The organism is Massilia frigida (genome assembly GCF_011682175.1).
Lineage (GTDB): Bacteria > Pseudomonadota > Gammaproteobacteria > Burkholderiales > Burkholderiaceae_D > Telluria_A > Telluria_A frigida.
Genome location: NZ_WHJG01000011.1, coordinates 11,285 through 26,677 on the forward strand (window position 1 = coordinate 11,285; position 15,393 = coordinate 26,677).

Annotated in this window: 17 protein-coding genes; 4 read left to right on the top strand and 13 right to left on the bottom strand. The window is 62.1% G+C overall.

Translation table 11 applies throughout. The annotated features are described in order from the left end of the window. Positions 1 to 710 precede the first annotated feature (710 nt). Entirely contained in the window at positions 711 to 2,414 is a 1,704-nt protein-coding gene (locus F2P44_RS12910; RefSeq protein ID WP_167087108.1) for an MFS transporter, read from the top strand. A 71-nt stretch (positions 2,415 to 2,485) separates the two neighbouring features. Here F2P44_RS12910 and F2P44_RS12915 read toward each other — a convergent pair whose 3' ends face one another. The 4 genes from F2P44_RS12915 to F2P44_RS12930 are packed head-to-tail and all read right to left on the bottom strand — an operon-like array spanning position 2,486 to position 5,106. After that, positions 2,486 to 2,995 (bottom strand): hypothetical protein, encoded by a 510-nt coding sequence (locus F2P44_RS12915; RefSeq protein ID WP_167087109.1) that lies wholly within the window; start codon positions 2,993 to 2,995, stop codon positions 2,486 to 2,488. After that, positions 2,958 to 3,491 carry a gamma carbonic anhydrase family protein gene (locus F2P44_RS12920; protein WP_167087110.1) on the bottom strand — a complete coding sequence of 178 codons (534 nt, stop codon included), beginning with the start codon at positions 3,489 to 3,491 and terminating at the stop codon, positions 2,958 to 2,960. The genes F2P44_RS12915 and F2P44_RS12920 overlap by 38 nt, the downstream gene beginning before the upstream one ends. A 2-nt stretch (positions 3,492 to 3,493) precedes the next feature. Beyond that, the gene (locus tag F2P44_RS12925; protein WP_167087111.1) at positions 3,494 to 4,465 is read right to left on the bottom strand and encodes a threo-3-hydroxy-L-aspartate ammonia-lyase; all 972 of its coding nucleotides are present in this window, start codon (positions 4,463 to 4,465) and stop codon (positions 3,494 to 3,496) included. After that, positions 4,462 to 5,106: a helix-turn-helix transcriptional regulator gene (locus F2P44_RS12930; protein WP_167087112.1), complete on the bottom strand. Its 645-nt coding sequence runs from the start codon at positions 5,104 to 5,106 to the stop codon at positions 4,462 to 4,464. Before F2P44_RS12930 ends, F2P44_RS12925 begins: the two co-directional genes overlap by 4 nt. 157 nt (positions 5,107 to 5,263) lie before the next feature. Here F2P44_RS12930 and F2P44_RS12935 point away from each other — a divergent pair, with 157 nt between their 5' ends. After that, positions 5,264 to 5,638 carry a DUF6463 family protein gene (locus tag F2P44_RS12935; RefSeq protein WP_167087113.1) on the top strand — a complete coding sequence of 125 codons (375 nt, stop codon included), beginning with the start codon at positions 5,264 to 5,266 and terminating at the stop codon, positions 5,636 to 5,638. Between the two features lie 9 nt (positions 5,639 to 5,647). Here the strand turns inward: F2P44_RS12935 and F2P44_RS12940 are convergent, their stop codons facing one another. Then, entirely contained in the window at positions 5,648 to 6,190 is a 543-nt protein-coding gene (locus F2P44_RS12940) for a TetR/AcrR family transcriptional regulator (RefSeq protein ID WP_167087114.1), read from the bottom strand. A gap of 82 nt (positions 6,191 to 6,272) precedes the next feature. Here F2P44_RS12940 and F2P44_RS12945 point away from each other — a divergent pair, with 82 nt between their 5' ends. Beyond that, positions 6,273 to 7,181 (top strand): alpha/beta fold hydrolase, encoded by a 909-nt coding sequence (locus F2P44_RS12945; RefSeq protein ID WP_167087115.1) that lies wholly within the window; start codon positions 6,273 to 6,275, stop codon positions 7,179 to 7,181. Between the two features lie 251 nt (positions 7,182 to 7,432). Here F2P44_RS12945 and F2P44_RS12950 read toward each other — a convergent pair whose 3' ends face one another. Beyond that, positions 7,433 to 7,723: a hypothetical protein gene (locus tag F2P44_RS12950; protein WP_167087116.1), complete on the bottom strand. Its 291-nt coding sequence runs from the start codon at positions 7,721 to 7,723 to the stop codon at positions 7,433 to 7,435. Between the two features lie 163 nt (positions 7,724 to 7,886). On the opposite strand from F2P44_RS12950, the gene F2P44_RS12955 reads away from it, so the two are divergent. Beyond that, positions 7,887 to 8,342, top strand: a complete 456-nt coding sequence (locus F2P44_RS12955; protein WP_167087117.1) for a GNAT family N-acetyltransferase — start codon at positions 7,887 to 7,889, stop codon at positions 8,340 to 8,342. On the opposite strand, the gene F2P44_RS12960 is transcribed toward F2P44_RS12955, so the two are convergent. The 7 genes from F2P44_RS12960 to F2P44_RS12990 all read right to left on the bottom strand — a co-directional run bounded on the left by F2P44_RS12960 (position 8,333) and on the right by F2P44_RS12990 (position 15,392). Next, positions 8,333 to 8,860 carry a GNAT family N-acetyltransferase gene (locus F2P44_RS12960; protein ID WP_167087118.1) on the bottom strand — a complete coding sequence of 176 codons (528 nt, stop codon included), beginning with the start codon at positions 8,858 to 8,860 and terminating at the stop codon, positions 8,333 to 8,335. The two genes, F2P44_RS12955 and F2P44_RS12960, sit on opposite strands and share 10 nt — an antisense overlap. A gap of 2 nt (positions 8,861 to 8,862) precedes the next feature. Continuing rightward, complete coding sequence (locus F2P44_RS12965) at positions 8,863 to 9,435, bottom strand: helix-turn-helix domain-containing protein (protein WP_167087119.1); 573 nt, start codon at positions 9,433 to 9,435, stop codon at positions 8,863 to 8,865. A gap of 107 nt (positions 9,436 to 9,542) precedes the next feature. Further along, complete coding sequence (locus F2P44_RS12970; RefSeq protein ID WP_167087120.1) at positions 9,543 to 11,630, bottom strand: 3-hydroxyacyl-CoA dehydrogenase NAD-binding domain-containing protein; 2,088 nt, start codon at positions 11,628 to 11,630, stop codon at positions 9,543 to 9,545. Between the two features lie 81 nt (positions 11,631 to 11,711). Continuing rightward, positions 11,712 to 12,416 (bottom strand): ABC transporter ATP-binding protein, encoded by a 705-nt coding sequence (locus F2P44_RS12975; protein WP_167087121.1) that lies wholly within the window; start codon positions 12,414 to 12,416, stop codon positions 11,712 to 11,714. Beyond that, complete coding sequence (locus tag F2P44_RS12980; protein WP_167087122.1) at positions 12,413 to 13,177, bottom strand: ABC transporter ATP-binding protein; 765 nt, start codon at positions 13,175 to 13,177, stop codon at positions 12,413 to 12,415. Before F2P44_RS12980 ends, F2P44_RS12975 begins: the two co-directional genes overlap by 4 nt. Then, a complete protein-coding gene (locus F2P44_RS12985) occupies positions 13,174 to 14,451 on the bottom strand; it encodes a branched-chain amino acid ABC transporter permease (RefSeq protein WP_167087123.1) in 1,278 nt (425 codons plus the stop codon). The genes F2P44_RS12980 and F2P44_RS12985 overlap by 4 nt, the downstream gene beginning before the upstream one ends. Continuing rightward, positions 14,448 to 15,392 (bottom strand): branched-chain amino acid ABC transporter permease, encoded by a 945-nt coding sequence (locus tag F2P44_RS12990; RefSeq protein ID WP_167087124.1) that lies wholly within the window; start codon positions 15,390 to 15,392, stop codon positions 14,448 to 14,450. The genes F2P44_RS12985 and F2P44_RS12990 overlap by 4 nt, the downstream gene beginning before the upstream one ends. Position 15,393: the final 1 nt, after the last annotated feature.

Consider the following 15,393-nt stretch of genomic DNA (forward strand, 5'->3'; position numbering starts at 1 on the left):
TACCCCTTGTTGGCGGCCTTGAAGTCTCCCGGTTTCAGTTAAATAGGGAGCAGGCGGCGGTTATAGCAGTGTAAGTCGATGTAGACATCATCGTGATCAAATGTGCACCCGCTTTTTCCGCTCGACGAAGCTGAACCCAACTTCCAGTTCCAGCAAAAATATTCCAGCTCGCGCAGTATGGCGGCCTCGAAATCTTTTCCCGTCGGTCCAGACCAATCCAACGCGATTCTTACAAATCAGTGACAGGACGTTACAGGGTCGTCTGACGGCAAGCGAACGCTTGGCAGAAGCCGCACTACATCCTGTGCCGGCAAAAAAAGTGACACCTCCAATAACGCCGAGACCATCGGCGGCGTGCCGGAGCTCGTGAATTGGTCCGCCTTGGAGCTCATCTGTAAAACGTCATTGGGTGACCCTGCGTTATGAACGATAGAGCCATCAATTCGACACTACACCGACGCAAAAATTCCTTTGGACTGCGCTTTTCACATCCTCCGCAGTCGCCTTCTTGCCCTATCTGCATATCCGTCAAATCCATTTGGCAACACATGATTGTATTTACACAAAGGACCTGATTTTTCGATATCGAAAAAGTAAGTTTCGTGTAAGTTCCAAGCAAGCATCGCGTAAGTTTCGCAGTCCACACTCAATCTGGCTGGATACATACGGCTATTCCGATGATGCAATAAATATTAAACACGGAGACACATATGGCAATTACACCCGGCATCACTGGCGACGGGCGCAAGGGGATCACCGCGGACTCGGGGATCACCAAAGAAGAACGCAAGGTCATTTTCGCCTCCTCCCTCGGCACGGTATTCGAATGGTATGACTTTTACCTGTACGGCTCGCTCGCTCCCATCATCGCCAAGCAGTTTTTCATTGGCGACCCCACCACCACCTTCATTTTTGCCCTGCTCGCGTTTGCCGCCGGCTTCATCGTGCGTCCGTTCGGCGCGCTGGTGTTCGGCCGCCTGGGCGACATGATCGGCCGCAAGTACACCTTCCTGGTCACCATCCTGATCATGGGCGCCTCGACCTTCGTGGTCGGCCTGCTACCGAGTTACGCCAGTATCGGTATTGCCGCCCCAATCATCCTGGTGTCGCTGCGCATCCTGCAGGGCCTGGCACTGGGCGGCGAGTACGGCGGTGCGGCAACGTATGTCGCCGAGCACGCGCCGCACGGCAAGCGCGGCTTCTTCACCTCCTGGATCCAGACCACCGCCACGATGGGCCTGTTCCTGTCGCTGCTGGTGATCCTCGGTACCCGTACCGCCATGGGCGAAACCGAGTTTGCCGCCTGGGGCTGGCGTATCCCGTTCCTGGTGTCCGTGCTGCTGCTGGGCGTATCGGTCTGGATCCGTCTGTCGATGAACGAATCGCCGGCGTTTGCCAAGATGAAAGCCGAGGGCAAAACCTCCAAGGCGCCGCTGTCGGAATCCTTCCTCAAGCCGCAGAACGCCAAGATCGTCTTCCTGGCGCTGGTCGGCCTGACCATGGGCCAGGCCGTCGTGTGGTACACCGGCCAGTTCTACGCCCTGTTCTTCCTGACCCAGACGCTCAAGGTCGACGGTGCCACCGCCAACATCCTGATCGCCATTTCGCTGCTGCTGGCCACCCCGTTCTTCATCGTGTTCGGTACGCTGTCGGACAAGATCGGGCGCAAATGGATCATCCTGCTGGGCTGCGCGATTGCCGCTTGTACCTACTTCCCTATCTTCAAGGGCATCACCCACTTCGCCAATCCCGCCCTGGAAGCAGCGCTGCTCAGTTCGCCAGTCGTGGTCGTGGCCGATCCTGAATCCTGCCACTTCCAGTTCAACCTGACCGGCACCAAGAAATTCCCATCGTCATGCGATATCGCCACCGGCATGCTGACCGCGTCATCGGTCAGCTACACCAAGGACGATGCGCCACCCGGCACGGTCGCCAAGGTGCGCATCGGCGACAAGGAATACACCTCGTTCACGGCAACGATGACCCCGGACGGCCTGAACTTCAATGCCGACAGCAAAGCCAAGGAAGCGGCGCTGAAAACGGAAATTGGCGCAGCGATCAAAGCGGCCGGCTATCCGGCCAAGGCTGACAGCGAGCAGATCAACAAGCCGATGGTCGTGCTGCTGCTGTTCATCCTGGTGCTGTATGTGACGGCTGTGTACGGTCCGATCGCGGCCATGCTGGTTGAAATGTTCCCGACCCGCATCCGCTACACCTCGATGTCGCTGCCTTACCACATCGGTAACGGCTGGTTCGGCGGCTTGCTGCCAACCACCGCCTTCGCGCTGGTGGCGTACAAGGGCGATATTTACTACGGCCTGTGGTATCCGATCATCGTGGCGCTGGTCACGGTTGTCATTGGCGGCTTGTTCGTCAAGGAAACCAAGGATAACGACATCTACGCCGCCGACTGAGTCGCTGGTGCTGTCGCCAAAATGCCGCTCTCCCGAGCGGCATTTTTTTGTGCCGGATTGCGGTTGCCGCGTCAGTCAGCCATTGCGGCGCGGCGCCCGTCGAACAGGGTCCACACGCCTTCGTGATGAAACATCCAGATGAGCTTCGATTCGATACCGACAATCAGGGTATCGCCATTGAACATCGCCACCCCATTGCGCTCACGATAGGCCCCGGCGAAGGCGCGCAGGTCGTCGCGGTGCACCGCGAAAGCGCCCACCTCCTTATCGTACGATTCGTCGGTAACGACGTACAGCGCTTCCGGCAAGAAGGCGCTTGCGTCGACCAGGCCGGTTATCTCCATGTCGTCGATATGTTGCGGCGTATCCAGGCGCCGCCAACGGCTTGCCGCTACCTGATGTTCGATCAGGGCCGTGAACGATGAAACACGCAGGCCGAACGCCGCATTGACACGTGCCAGCAATTCGTCGAGCGCGATCATCGGCGGGCGGGCGCGGCGGGCATTGCAGCCGCCAGCCACGCACATCGTGTCACCGCCCCTGTCACACGCTGCCCAAATAATTGTTTTTGACGCGGACATAATGCTCCGCCGAGTATTTAAGGAAGGCCAGTTCGGCCTCCGTCAGGGCGCGCACCTTTCTTACCGGGCGGCCAACATACAGATAGCCGCTTTCCAGCACTTTGCCGGGCGGGACCAGGCTGCCGGCGCCGACCATCACCCGGGGCGAAATGAGGGCATCGTCCATCACGATGGCGCCCATGCCGATCAGGCATTCGTCGCCGATGGTGCAGCCATGCAAAATGGTGTTATGCCCGATGGTGACGTAGTCGCCAATCACCAACGGCGAACCGAGCGGCTTGTTGGGATGCTTGTGCGAGACGTGGCACATCACGAAATCCTGGATATTCGAACAGCGCCCGACCACGATGTGATTCACATCGCCGCGCACCACCGTATTGCACCAGACCGAGGAATGATCGCCCAGGGTCACATCGCCGATCACCTGCGCCGAGGCGTGGATATAGGTTTCCTCGCCCAGGCGTGGATGGGCATCGAGATAGGAAGACAAAGGCATGCTCAGGCTCCCTTCTGGATCAGCATCGCCATGCGCTGCAGGTCGATATTGCCGCCCGAGACAATCACGCCGACCCGCTTGCCCTTGAAGTCCATGCGCGGATTGAGCGCGACGGCCGCGCCCAGGCAACCGGACGGCTCCACCGTGATCTTCATGTGCCCGGCGAAAAACCGCATCGCCTCGACCAGTTCGGCGTCGGACACCGTCAAAACATCATCGACGCGCTCGCGGATCACGGCAAACGTGTGCTTGCCCAGGTGCTGGGTCTGGGCGCCATCGGCGATGGTATCGGGCGTGGCAATGTGGACGATCTCGCCGCTGCGGAAACTGCGCTGGCCATCGTCGCCCGCTTCCGGTTCCACGCCAAGCACGCGGCAGTCCGGATTCATCGCCTTGGCCGCAGTCGCGCAGCCGGACAGCAGGCCGCCGCCGCCCAGCGGCACCAGCAGCACGTCGAGCGGGCCGGCATCCTCGATCAGTTCCTTGGCCGCGGTGCCCTGCCCCGCCATCACATGCGGATGGTCGTAGGGCGGGATCAGGGTCAGGCCGCGCTCCAGCGCCAGCGCGTTGCCGATCGCCTCGCGGTCTTCGGTATAACGGTCGTACATCACCACCTCGGCGCCGTAGCCGCGCGTGGCCGCCACCTTGATGGCAGGCGCATCATGCGGCATGACGATCACCGCCCTGATACCGAGCGACTTCGCCGCCAGCGCGATGCCCTGCGCGTGGTTGCCGGACGAAAACGTGACCACGCCGCAGGCGCGCTGTTCCGGCGTGAACTGGGCCAGCGCGTTGTAGGCGCCGCGCATCTTGAAGGCGCCGGTGCGCTGCAGGTTTTCGCATTTGAAGAAGATCTGCGCACCGCTCAGGGCGTTGGCGGTCGTGGACGTGAGCACCGGCGTGCGATGGACTGCCCCGGCGATGCGCTCGTGCGCCCGCGCAACGTCGTCGAAAGAAATGGGAAGCTGGATCATGGCGATGGATCTTTCTGTGGAAGATAGGAGTAGACGGTAGGCCGGGCCACGCCGAGCATGGACGCCACGACGGCCTGGGCGTTTTTCAGGTCCATCAGGCCGGCTTGGGCGAGCTGGTGCACGGCGTCGCGCCGCTGGGCCGGGCTTAGGGCGTGCGGGGTCTTGTTCAGTTGCGCGGCAAAGCGCTCCAGCGTGGCGCGCAGCTCGTCCAGGCGGGGCGAGGCCAGCGATTCGCGCATCGGCGTCTGCGCTGGCTGGGTTTGCGCCAGCTGCGACAGGCTGGCGGCGATACTGGTCAGCATCGACACGTCCACATTCAGGCACAGCGCGGCAACGTAGTCGCCATCGCTGTTGCGCAGGCCAATCGAGGTGCTTTTCGCCGGGCGCCCGTCCGGAAACTGGTTGGGATAATTTTGCAGGATGTCGGGAAAAGCGGGATCCGTGATCCGCGCCAGGCCGATGACGGTGGTGGGATCGCCCACCTCGCGGCCGGACAGGTTGTTCGAGATCGCCACGATGGACGACGCCGGCCGCGTGAGGTCGTGCAGCACCACCTCCACCATGGGCGCCAGGGTGCGGCCCAGGGCTTCGACGATTTTCCTTGCCTCGCGCAGGAGCAATGCATTTTCGGTGATGGTCATGACTGACATTATGTCACTGATCGACAATATGTCAATCCACTACGCCATACCTCGGGGTATTGACGAGCTGCGCCTCAGCTGTCATCATCTCTACCATACCATGAAGTATGGTGACGCGTGGCATCCCGCCGCGCGCTTGACGTTAAAGGATACACCGATGGGCATTACCTGGAAACACGCTGCCGCCAGCGCCCTGCTGGCCCTGGGCCTGCTGCACATCCTGTTCGGCCTGGCACGCTTCCATCCGGCGCTGAGCGCAGCCTGGCACGAAGGCCTGGCCAACCGTTTCGGCACCGATGACGGGCGCCGGCTGGCGTTCTGGTTCATCGCCTTCGGCCCGCCGCTCATCCTGTGCGGCCACCTGGCACTGCGCGCAGCCGTGGCCAATGACCTCGCGACCCTCGGGCTGATCGGGCTGTACGGCTGCGCGATCGGGGCGGCGGGGATTGTCGCCTTTCCCCAATCGCCGCTGTGGGGGCTGCTTGCCGTGTCGATCGTGCTGGTGGCCGTCGGCCGGGGATGGCTGGTCTAGCGCGACGCCCTAGCTTTTGCCCGGCGGCTTGAGCAACTGCACCACCGTGCGGATCTCGGCCTCGCTCATCTCCGGCGCGCCGATGGCGGCATGCCCGATGAAGGCGCAGTAATTCCAGCGCGCGATCACCGGCGCTTGCTCCGGCGGCCAGCCGATATCGGTCAACAGCTTCGCGACGTAATCGACCCGCTTGCGATCGACACGCTGTTGCACTTCCCTGACCTGTTCATTGCTCATGGACCACGCGCGAATTGCCCGGCCCAGGGTGAACAGGTGCGGCGGCCCGCCGGTGAACAGCTTCGCCAGCTTGCTGCCGACATCGATATTCTCCTGGTCGACAATCTCCATCACGCGCTGCGTGTGAACCTGCTCCCACTCTTCCATCACCGCCGATTGATAATCTTCCAGATTCTTGAAATGCCAGTAAAAACTGCCCTTGGTGACGCCCATCTTTTGCGCGATCGGCATGATGCGCAAACCTTCGGGTCCATCCTCGGCCAGTGCCTGCAAGCCGGCGCTAAGCCAGCTCTGTCGGTTCTTTTTATCGTCCATGCGCCATCATACCGAATGGCCTTGACAAGTCCAATGGTTGCTGTGAAGCTGGCCATACTTTATGGTATGGAGAACAACAACGATGAGTTCCTGGACAACCCGCCTGGGCGACCGCCTGCTTGGCATGGCCATGGCGGCGGAATGCAAATCGGCACGGCTTGATGCGGCCTCGGTGGCGGTCGATGGCGGGGAAATCGCCTATCTGCGGCGCGGTACCGGCCTGTCGGAGGCGATCGTGATGCTGCATGGCGCCGCCAGCGACAGGTCGGCATGGCTACGGTTGGCGAAAACCATGCGCACCGGGATCACCATCCTGATTCCCGACCTGCCGGGCCACGGCGAGAGCACCGCGCAAACGGCGTCGTGCTACGACATCGCCTCGCAAGCCGGGCGCATGCTGGATTTTCTTGCGGCGCTGGGGGTCGGACGCGCTCACCTGATCGGCAATTCGATGGGCGCCGCGATTGCCTTGCGGATGGCGGCCGATTCCCCGGACCGGATTGCTTCCCTGGTGCTGATCGACGCAGCCGGAGCGGAAACGTCGCCTAGCTGGCTGCGCCAGCAGTTTGCTGATTCCGGGAACAATCCCATGGTCGCGATCCGCAACACGGCCGGCTATAAAAAAATGATCGGCATCGGCATGGAAAAGCCGCCGTATATTCCCGGCTTCCTGCTTGCTGCGCTGGCCAGGAACTACGTGGCCCGCGAGGAAATCAACCTGCGGATCGCACGCGACATCGAAACCGACCTGGACCAGCGCCCGCTTCTGGGCTCGATCGGCGCGCCTTCGCTCATCATCTGGGGCGCGCAAGACAGGGTCGTGCACGTGGACGATGCGCAGACGCTTCACGCGGGTTTGCGCAACAGCGAAAAAGTGGTGCTCGCAGGGATAGGCCACGTACCGATGGTCGAGGCGCCGAAACAGGTGGCGGCACTGTGCGACGCGTTCTATGCCGGCCGGGCGGCCGCGCATTTGCCCAAGGCCGCCTGAGCGAAGCGCCGCCCCTGGCCACTCCAGGCGCACGCCGAGGACGTCGCTCCGGTCCGCCTTGTCGAAACCGATATTCACCAGGATCGCCGTGCTCGCGAACGTGACACGGTAGCGGTAGCGCCGCGCTTGGCCGTCGGTCTCGCGCACCAGAAACACAAGCGTACTGCGCATGAATTATCCTTTTGGAATTATTTTCCTATGGACATTCTGGACGACAATCTCCCCGTCAAGGTGCGGGTGAACGCCATATGTTATCTGGCATAGAATTGGTCGGCGCTCGCTTTCAAGCCGTGATCGGGGATGAATTGGTCGGATATTGTCAGGATGGCGTAGAGATTTTGCTTCAGCTCGTCGACTGACAGCTCGCCGTCCCTGAGGGCCGTTTGCAGCAAGTGAAGGGCCATATCCGCAAGGAGTATCCTCTGCTTTTCTGCCCAACCCGGATCGCCGCGTGTCGATCCATGCCGGCGGTAGGCGGATTCGGTCAGCTCATGTGCCTTACGGCCCAACATGGCAATCTCATTGTTGATCGTTTCATCCATCGTACTCATCCTGTTTAACGATATTGACGCCGCTTAGCGCGGCCCAGGGCCTGACGCTGATGTCGTGGCCAGAGCAGCGGCAACGCAAAAGCACATTTGATGATACATTTTCAATTTAAGCAGGGCAACCTGCGCCGAACTTACTTTCATGGATGAGACCCGCATGAGCACTATTCGCATTCGTCAGGCCATACTTGCCGATCTTGAGGCGTTGTCAGTGTTATTCGATGGCTACCGCCAGTTCTACGGACGCGAAAGCGATGTGGCGGCTGCGAATAAATTTCTGGCGGAACGGATCGCTCACGGCGAATCGATTCTCTTTATTGCCCATGAAGGAAGCGATCCCATCGGCTTCGCGCAGCTGTATCCGAGCTTTTCGAGTGTTTCTCTCGGACGGATCTATATTCTCAACGACCTGTTTATCCATGAATCGGGACGTCGCAAGGGCGTCGGAGCCGGACTGCTTTCCGCTGCCATTGATTTCGCCAGGACGGCCGGGGCGATTCGTCTTGCGCTCTCGACCGCGAACACAAATACCAAGGCGCAAGCGCTGTATGAGGCGCAAGGCTGGGAACGCGACGACGATTTTTTCTATATTTACCCGATACCTCAGTCTTGAGGCCCGACCCGCTTCCAGTACAGCAACGTGCCCGTCAGGCCACCATGGGGCTTGAGCGCATAGCCGGGAATCTCGCCGGCCAGGGTGAAACCATGTTTCGCGTAGAGCCCGGCCGCGCCGCCGTCGCTGGCGGTATCGAGCACCAGCAGGGTCTTGCCGCGCGCCACGGCGGCAGCCTCGGCAGATCGCAGCAGGGCCGCCGCGATGCCGCGTCCACGGCAGCGCGGCAAGGTCATCATCTTGGCGATTTCCGCGCGGTGCGGCTGGTTGGACGGGCAGTCGAGCAGCAGGCTGACCGTCGCCACCAGTTGGTCGTCCTCAAACGCGCCGAACACGATGCGCTGGCCAGCGGCCGCCGCTTGCAGCGCGCGTTCCCAGAAGGCCTGCGCTTCGGAGCGGGCCAGCGGATGCATGAAGCCGACCGAGCCGCCTTGTGCGACTACCTCGGCCAGCAATCCCGCCAGGGTGTCGATCAGTGCCGGCGCCCCCGCGAGCGGACGAATATGGATGTCGGACATGCTCAGCTCCTTGAAAGTACAACCAGGTAACGACAAGTGTCCGCGCCTTCATTGGCAATGGTCACCTCGGACGGCGGGCCGAAACCAAGGCAGTCGCCGGCCTCCAGGCGGTGTTGCTCGCCGCCCTCCAGCACTGTCAACGGCCCCGTCGTCACCCACAGCGCCTGGCGGATATGCGCGTACGACGAGGCCGGCAGCACCACGCGTTGGCCGGGCGGCATGTCGACCTGCACGATTTCCACGGGATGATCAGGGCGCGCATACACTTGCCGGCGCACGTAGCCGCTGTCCGGATCGCGCCACACGGGCTGCTGCGCCGCGCGCATGACGCGGCTGGCGTCGCCATGGCCTTCCGCGCGCAGCAGCAGGCCGGCGAGCGTCAGGTCGAAGGCGCCGGCCAGGCGCACCAGGATGACCGCCGTGGGACTGGTTTCTTCGCGCTCGATCTTGCTGATGGTGGCCTTGGCAACGCCGGAACGGGCCGCCAGGTCCGCCAGCGACCAGCCGCGCGCGTCGCGTTCCAGGCGCAGCCGGCGGGCGATGGCAGCGCCTGTATCGTCTATTATTGTATCCATTCATCCAATATAATGGACAGCGCAGGGCAAGGCAAGTTTTTACAGGCAATAAAAAAGGCAGCGTCCGGATTGCCGGGGCTGCCTTTTGCAGGTGCGATACCGCTGTTTTAGCTATTGAAGCCCTTGCCTTCGGCGGCCAGCCGCACCATCAGCGGGGCCGGCGCCCACGCGTCGCCATGGCGGCCCTGGGCATATTTCTCCATCGCCATCAGCACATTGGCCAGGCCAACCGTATCGGCATAGAACATCGGACCGCCGCGGAACACGGGGAAGCCGTAGCCGGTCAGGTACACCATGTCGATATCGGAAGCGCGCATCGCAATGCCCTCTTCCAGGATGCGCGCGCCTTCGTTGACCAGCGAATACACCAGGCGTTCGACGATTTCCTCGTCGCTGATCTTGCGGCGCTCGACGCCGATATCGGCCGAGTGCTTGACGATCATGTCGTTGACATCCTTCGAGGCATAGGCCTTGCGGTCGCCAGCCTGGTAGTCGTACCAGCCGGCGCTGGTTTTCTGGCCGTAGCGGCCCATCTCGCACAGCAGGTCGGCGGTTTTGGAGTAAGTGATCTCCGGCGACTCGACATAGCGGCGCTTGCGGATGTACCAGCCGATATCGTTGCCGGCCAGGTCGCCCATGCGGAACGGACCCATCGCAAAGCCGAATTTCTCGACGGCTTTATCGACCTGTTCCGGCAAGCAGCCTTCTTCCAGCAGGAAACCGGCCTGGCGGCTGTACTGCTCGATCATGCGGTTGCCGATGAAGCCGTCGCAGACGCCCGACACCACGCCAGTCTTGCGCAGCTTTTTCGACAGCGCCAGCGTGGTGGCCAGCACGTCCTTGCCAGTCTTGGCGCCGCGCACGATTTCCAGCAGCTTCATCACGTTGGCCGGGCTGAAGAAGTGGGTACCGACCACATCCTGCGGGCGGCTGGTGAAGCCGGCGATCTTGTTCACGTCCAGGGTCGAGGTGTTCGAGGCCAGGATCGCGCCCGGCTTCATTACCGCGTCGAGCTGCTTGAAGACCGATTCCTTCACGCCCATGTCTTCGAACACGGCTTCGACCACAATGTCGGCCTGGGCGATGTCGGCGTAATTGAGCGTGCCGCTGATGAGGCCAACGCGCTGTTCGAACTTCTCGGGCGTGAGCTTGCCCTTTTTCATGGTGTTTTCGTAGTTCTTGCGGATCGTGGCGATGCCCTTGTCGAGCGCTTCCTGCTTGGTTTCGAGCAGGATGACGGGAATGCCGGCGTTGACGAAGTTCATGGCGATGCCGCCGCCCATGGTGCCGGCGCCGATGATGGCGGCCTGCTTGATCTCGCGCGTTGGCGTGTCGGCTGGCACGTCCGGAATCTTGCTGGCGAGGCGCTCGGCGAAGAAAGCGTGGCGCAGCGATGTCGATTCCGGGGTCTGGATCAGGTGCAGGAAGCGCTCGCGCTCGAACTTGATGCCGTCTTCAAACTTCCTGGTGACCGACGCGGCCACGGTGTCGACGCATTCGAGCGGCGCAGGGAAAGCGCCGGACATGGCCTTGACGGTGTTGCGCGAAAATTGCAGGAAAGCTTCGTGGTTCGGGTAGTTCACCTTGCGGTCGCGTACGCGCGGCAGCGGACGCACGTCGGCGACCTTGTTGGCGAAGGCCACGGCCGAGTCGATCAGCTTGGCGTCGGAAGCGAAGACTTCGTCGAACAACGCGGTGCCGGCGAATTTTTCCGATGGCACCGGGGTGCCGGAGACGATCATGTTCAGGGCCATTTCCAGGCCGACCACGCGCGGCAGGCGCTGGGTGCCGCCGGCGCCTGGCAGCAGGCCGAGCTTGACTTCCGGCAGCGCGATTTGCGCGCCGGGCATGGCGACGCGGTAGTTGCAGCCCAGCGCCAGTTCGAGGCCGCCGCCCATGCACACCGTGTGGATCGCGGCGACCACGGGCTTGGTCGAGCTTTCGGCGACCTGGATCAGCGAGTGCAGGGACGGTTCGGTGAGGGCCTTGGGCGAATTGAATTCCTTGATGTCGGCGCCACCGGAAAACGCCTTGCCGGCGCCGGTGATGACGATCGCCTTGACCGCGTCGTCGGCCAGCGCGCGGCGAATGCCGGCGACCGCGGCGGTACGCGTCTCAAGACCCAGCCCGTTGACTGGTGGATTGTTCAGTGTGATGACGGCAACGCTGCCATTGACCAGGTATTCGGCGCTCATGTCTCTTCCTTTGTTAGTGGGTTCAGCAGTCTTCGACTATACATCATAATAGAACGGTCGTATTATTTTTTGTGAGCTCACCTATACCTCCAACCACTCCTTGCGTACCCCCGCATCCGCCCGCAACTCCTGCGGCGTCCCCTCGAACACAATCGCCCCGTGCCCCATCACATACACCCGCTGCGAAATCTCCAGCGCAATGGCCAGTTTCTGCTCCACCAGCAGCACCGAAATCCCCTTCTCCTTCAGCGCCAATAAATACTGGGCCACCAGCGCCACGATCTTCGGCGCCAAACCCTCGGTCGGCTCGTCGATCATGATCAAATCGGGATCGCCCATCAGGCTGCGGCACAAGGTCAGCATCTGCTGCTCCCCGCCCGACAAAAACCCGGCCGCCACCGTACGCCGTTCCAGCAAGCGCGGAAACATGTTGTACATATCCTCGAGCGACCAGCGTCCAGCCACGCCCGTCTTTTTCTGCCCCAGGATCAGGTTCTGTTCCACCGTCAGGGTCGGGAAAATATCCCGGTTTTCCGGCACGTACGCCAGCCCCTTGTGCGCGATCTGGAATGCCTTCAATCCCAGCACCTCCGCGCCTTTGAACAGCACCGACCCGGTGGCATTGACCTGCCCCATCACCGTCTTGACCAGGGTCGAGCGCCCCACCCCATTGCGGCCCAGCAGGCTGACAATCTCGCCTTTGCCGATCTGCAGGTCGACGCCGTGCAAAATATGTCCCTTGCCGTAAAACGCATGCAGGTTCCTGATCTCCAGAATGGCGCTCATGCGGCTTCCTCGCTGCCGCCGTGGCCCAGATAGGCCGCCTGCACCGCCGCATTCGAGCGGATATTGGCCGGCGTATCGCAGGCGATCACCTCGCCATACACCAGCACCGCGATCTTGTCGGCCAGCCCGAACACCACGCTCATGTCGTGCTCCACCATCACCAGCGACTTGCCCACCGTGACCTTGCGGATCAATTCCACCGCCGCATCCGACTCCGAACGGCTCATGCCGGCGGTCGGCTCGTCGAGCAAGATCACGTCGGCGCCGCCGGCAATGGTGATGCCGATTTCCAGCGCGCGCTGTTCGGCATAGGTCAGCACGCCGGCCAATACCTTGCGCTGGCGCTGCATGCCGATCTGCTCCAACACCTCTTCCGCGCGTTCATGGGCGTCGCGCAGGCCGTTCAAGCGCTGCCAGAACGAGTATTGATACCCGAGCGACCACAATACCGCGCAGCGCAGGTTTTCATACACCGACAGTTTGTCGAACAGATTACTGATCTGGAAGCTGCGCGATAAACCGAGCCGGTTGATCTCGAACGGGCGCAAGCCGCTGATGCTGTTCCCATTAAGGCAAATAGCGCCCGAGGTGATATCGAACCGGCCCGATACCAGGTTGAACAAGGTCGATTTCCCGGCGCCATTCGGGCCGATCACCGCGCAGCGCTCGCCTTTTTGCACGGTCAGGCTGGCGCCGCGGATAATTTCGGAGCGGCCGAAACTCTTGCGCACGTCTTTCAGTTCAAGTGCGGCCGTCGTCATGCGATACCTCCACGCTGTTGTGCCACGATTTCCGCATTCACGTCACTCCAGACGGCGTAATATCCCGGCTGGAAGCGCCGGTAACCCACAATGCCCGCCACCAGCAGCGCGCCGGCCACCAGCCACGGTGCGGCCGATCTGGTGTCGATCGCCTGCCCGAAACGGGTCATGACGCTGCCGTTGGCGGCGTCCAGGGTCAGGTGGTAGAGCATTTCGATGCCCATCACCATGCCAACGAGGGCGACCAGCACGCACGCGCCCACGGCCAGCAGCGGCTTCCAGATGCGCGCGAACTTGCGCGCGCCCGCTACCCGCAGCAGCATCAATATCAGGCTGGCCAGCCCGGCCGGCGCATAGCGCACCAGCAAAATGAAGAACAGGCCCAGATACAGTTGCCATGCCGGCGTGAAGTCCGACAGCATCACGGAAAAGAAGATGCCGACAATGGTGCCGAGCAAGGGACCGAAGAAAAAGCCGATCCCGCCGATAAACACGAACAGCAAGATACTGCCCGAGCGGATGGCGCTGACATTCTCGGCGCTGACGATCTCGAAGTTGATCGCCGACAGCCCGCCCGAAATACCAGCGAAGAAGGCCGACAGGATCAGGGTCAGGTAGCGCACCCATTGCGTATCGTAGCCGATGAATTCGACCCGTTCGGGGTTGTCGCGCACGGCATTGGCCATGCGCCCGAGCGGCGTTTGCGTGAAGGCGAACATGGCCACCGTGCTGGCGAACAGCCACACGGCGATCAGGTAGTACACCTGCACCTGCGGCCCGTAGGTGATGCCCATGACGGCCGCGCCGCGCACGCGGTTGGTGGTGATGCCGCCCTCGCCGCCGAAAAAGCCCGGGAACATCAGTGAGCTGGCAAACACCAGCTCGACCAGGCCGAGGGTGATCATGGCGAAGGTGGTGCCGGATTTCTTGGTGGTCACGTAGCCGAACAGCACCCCGAAACCCATCCCGGCGACGCCACCCACCAGGGGAATCAGCGAGGTCGGCACCAGCGCGCCGATGCCGCTACTGTTCATCGCGTGGATCGCAAAGAAAGCGCCCAGTCCGGAATAGACGGCGTGGCCGAAGGACAGCATGCCGCCTTGCCCCAGCAACATGTTGTAGGACAGGCCGAACATCATCACCGTGCCGATCTGGGACAGGATCGACAGTGCCGCGCCCTTGGTAAAGACCAGCGGGGCCAGCACCAGCACCAGCGCAAAGCCGCCCCAGACCAGGTAGCGGCCGAGATTCATGGGGGTGTAGGTGAGCCTCATTCGCGCGTCCCCATCAAGCCCTTGGGCCGGAAAATCAGGATCAGGACCAGCAGCAGGAATGGCAAGATGGCCGCGCTTTGCGAAATGGTCAGTTTCAGCACCTCGTAGCCGGGCGTGTCCATGGTGATGTTGGCGCCGATGCCATTCAGCAGCGTCATCAGCGAATAATCGAGCGCGACGGCAAAGGTTTGCAGCACCCCGATCAGGATCGAGGCAACAAAGGCGCCCGCCAGCGAGCCCATGCCGCCGACGACCACCACCACGAAGATGATGCTGCCGACCGTGGCCGCCATGCCCGGCTCGGTCACGAAGGCATTGCCGCCGATGACGCCCGCCAGCCCGGCCAGCGCGCAGCCGCCGCCGAACACCCACATGAAGATGCGCGGCACGTTGTGGCCGAGCGCTTCCACCGCATCCGGATGGCTCAGCGCCGCCTGGATCACCAGCCCCACCCGGGTGCGCGTGAGCACCAGGTAAATACCGGCCAGCATCGACAGCGCGACCAGCATCATGAAGCCGCGATAGATCGGGAAGCTGGTCGAGAACAGGGTGAACAGCGGTCCGTCGAGCTCCTTGGGAATCGGATACGGCACCGCCGCCCGGCCCCACACCAGCTGGACCAGCTCGACCACGAGGTAGGACAGGCCGAAGGTGAACAGCAGCTCGGGAATGTGGCCGTATTTATGCAGCGGGCGCAGGCCGTAGCGCTCGACCAGCGCGCCGATCAGGCCGACCGCGACGGGCGCGAGCACCAGCGCCGGCCAGAATCCCAGCACGCTGCTGATGGTGTAGGCAATATAGGCACCGAGCATGTAGAAACTGGCGTGCGCAAAGTTGAGCACGCCCATCATGCTGAAGATGAGGGTCAGCCCGGACGAGAGCATGAACAGCAGCAGTCCGTAACTGATCCCGTTCAGCAGGGTGAACAGTGTGAATTCCATA

Coding starts and splice junctions, on each gene's coding strand:
- F2P44_RS12990 (WP_167087124.1), bottom strand. CDS start 15,392: ATGGAATTCACACTGTTCACCCTGCTGAACGGGATCAGTTACGGACTG.
- F2P44_RS12910 (WP_167087108.1), top strand. CDS start 711: ATGGCAATTACACCCGGCATCACTGGCGACGGGCGCAAGGGGATCACC.
- F2P44_RS12955 (WP_167087117.1), top strand. CDS start 7,887: ATGAGCACTATTCGCATTCGTCAGGCCATACTTGCCGATCTTGAGGCG.
- F2P44_RS12965 (WP_167087119.1), bottom strand. CDS start 9,435: ATGGATACAATAATAGACGATACAGGCGCTGCCATCGCCCGCCGGCTG.
- F2P44_RS12925 (WP_167087111.1), bottom strand. CDS start 4,465: ATGATCCAGCTTCCCATTTCTTTCGACGACGTTGCGCGGGCGCACGAG.
- F2P44_RS12975 (WP_167087121.1), bottom strand. CDS start 12,416: ATGAGCGCCATTCTGGAGATCAGGAACCTGCATGCGTTTTACGGCAAG.
- F2P44_RS12980 (WP_167087122.1), bottom strand. CDS start 13,177: ATGACGACGGCCGCACTTGAACTGAAAGACGTGCGCAAGAGTTTCGGC.
- F2P44_RS12945 (WP_167087115.1), top strand. CDS start 6,273: ATGAGTTCCTGGACAACCCGCCTGGGCGACCGCCTGCTTGGCATGGCC.
- F2P44_RS12960 (WP_167087118.1), bottom strand. CDS start 8,860: ATGTCCGACATCCATATTCGTCCGCTCGCGGGGGCGCCGGCACTGATC.
- F2P44_RS12985 (WP_167087123.1), bottom strand. CDS start 14,451: ATGAGGCTCACCTACACCCCCATGAATCTCGGCCGCTACCTGGTCTGG.
- F2P44_RS12935 (WP_167087113.1), top strand. CDS start 5,264: ATGGGCATTACCTGGAAACACGCTGCCGCCAGCGCCCTGCTGGCCCTG.
- F2P44_RS12940 (WP_167087114.1), bottom strand. CDS start 6,190: ATGGACGATAAAAAGAACCGACAGAGCTGGCTTAGCGCCGGCTTGCAG.
- F2P44_RS12970 (WP_167087120.1), bottom strand. CDS start 11,630: ATGAGCGCCGAATACCTGGTCAATGGCAGCGTTGCCGTCATCACACTG.
- F2P44_RS12950 (WP_167087116.1), bottom strand. CDS start 7,723: ATGGATGAAACGATCAACAATGAGATTGCCATGTTGGGCCGTAAGGCA.
- F2P44_RS12930 (WP_167087112.1), bottom strand. CDS start 5,106: ATGACCATCACCGAAAATGCATTGCTCCTGCGCGAGGCAAGGAAAATC.
- F2P44_RS12915 (WP_167087109.1), bottom strand. CDS start 2,995: ATGTCCGCGTCAAAAACAATTATTTGGGCAGCGTGTGACAGGGGCGGT.
- F2P44_RS12920 (WP_167087110.1), bottom strand. CDS start 3,491: ATGCCTTTGTCTTCCTATCTCGATGCCCATCCACGCCTGGGCGAGGAA.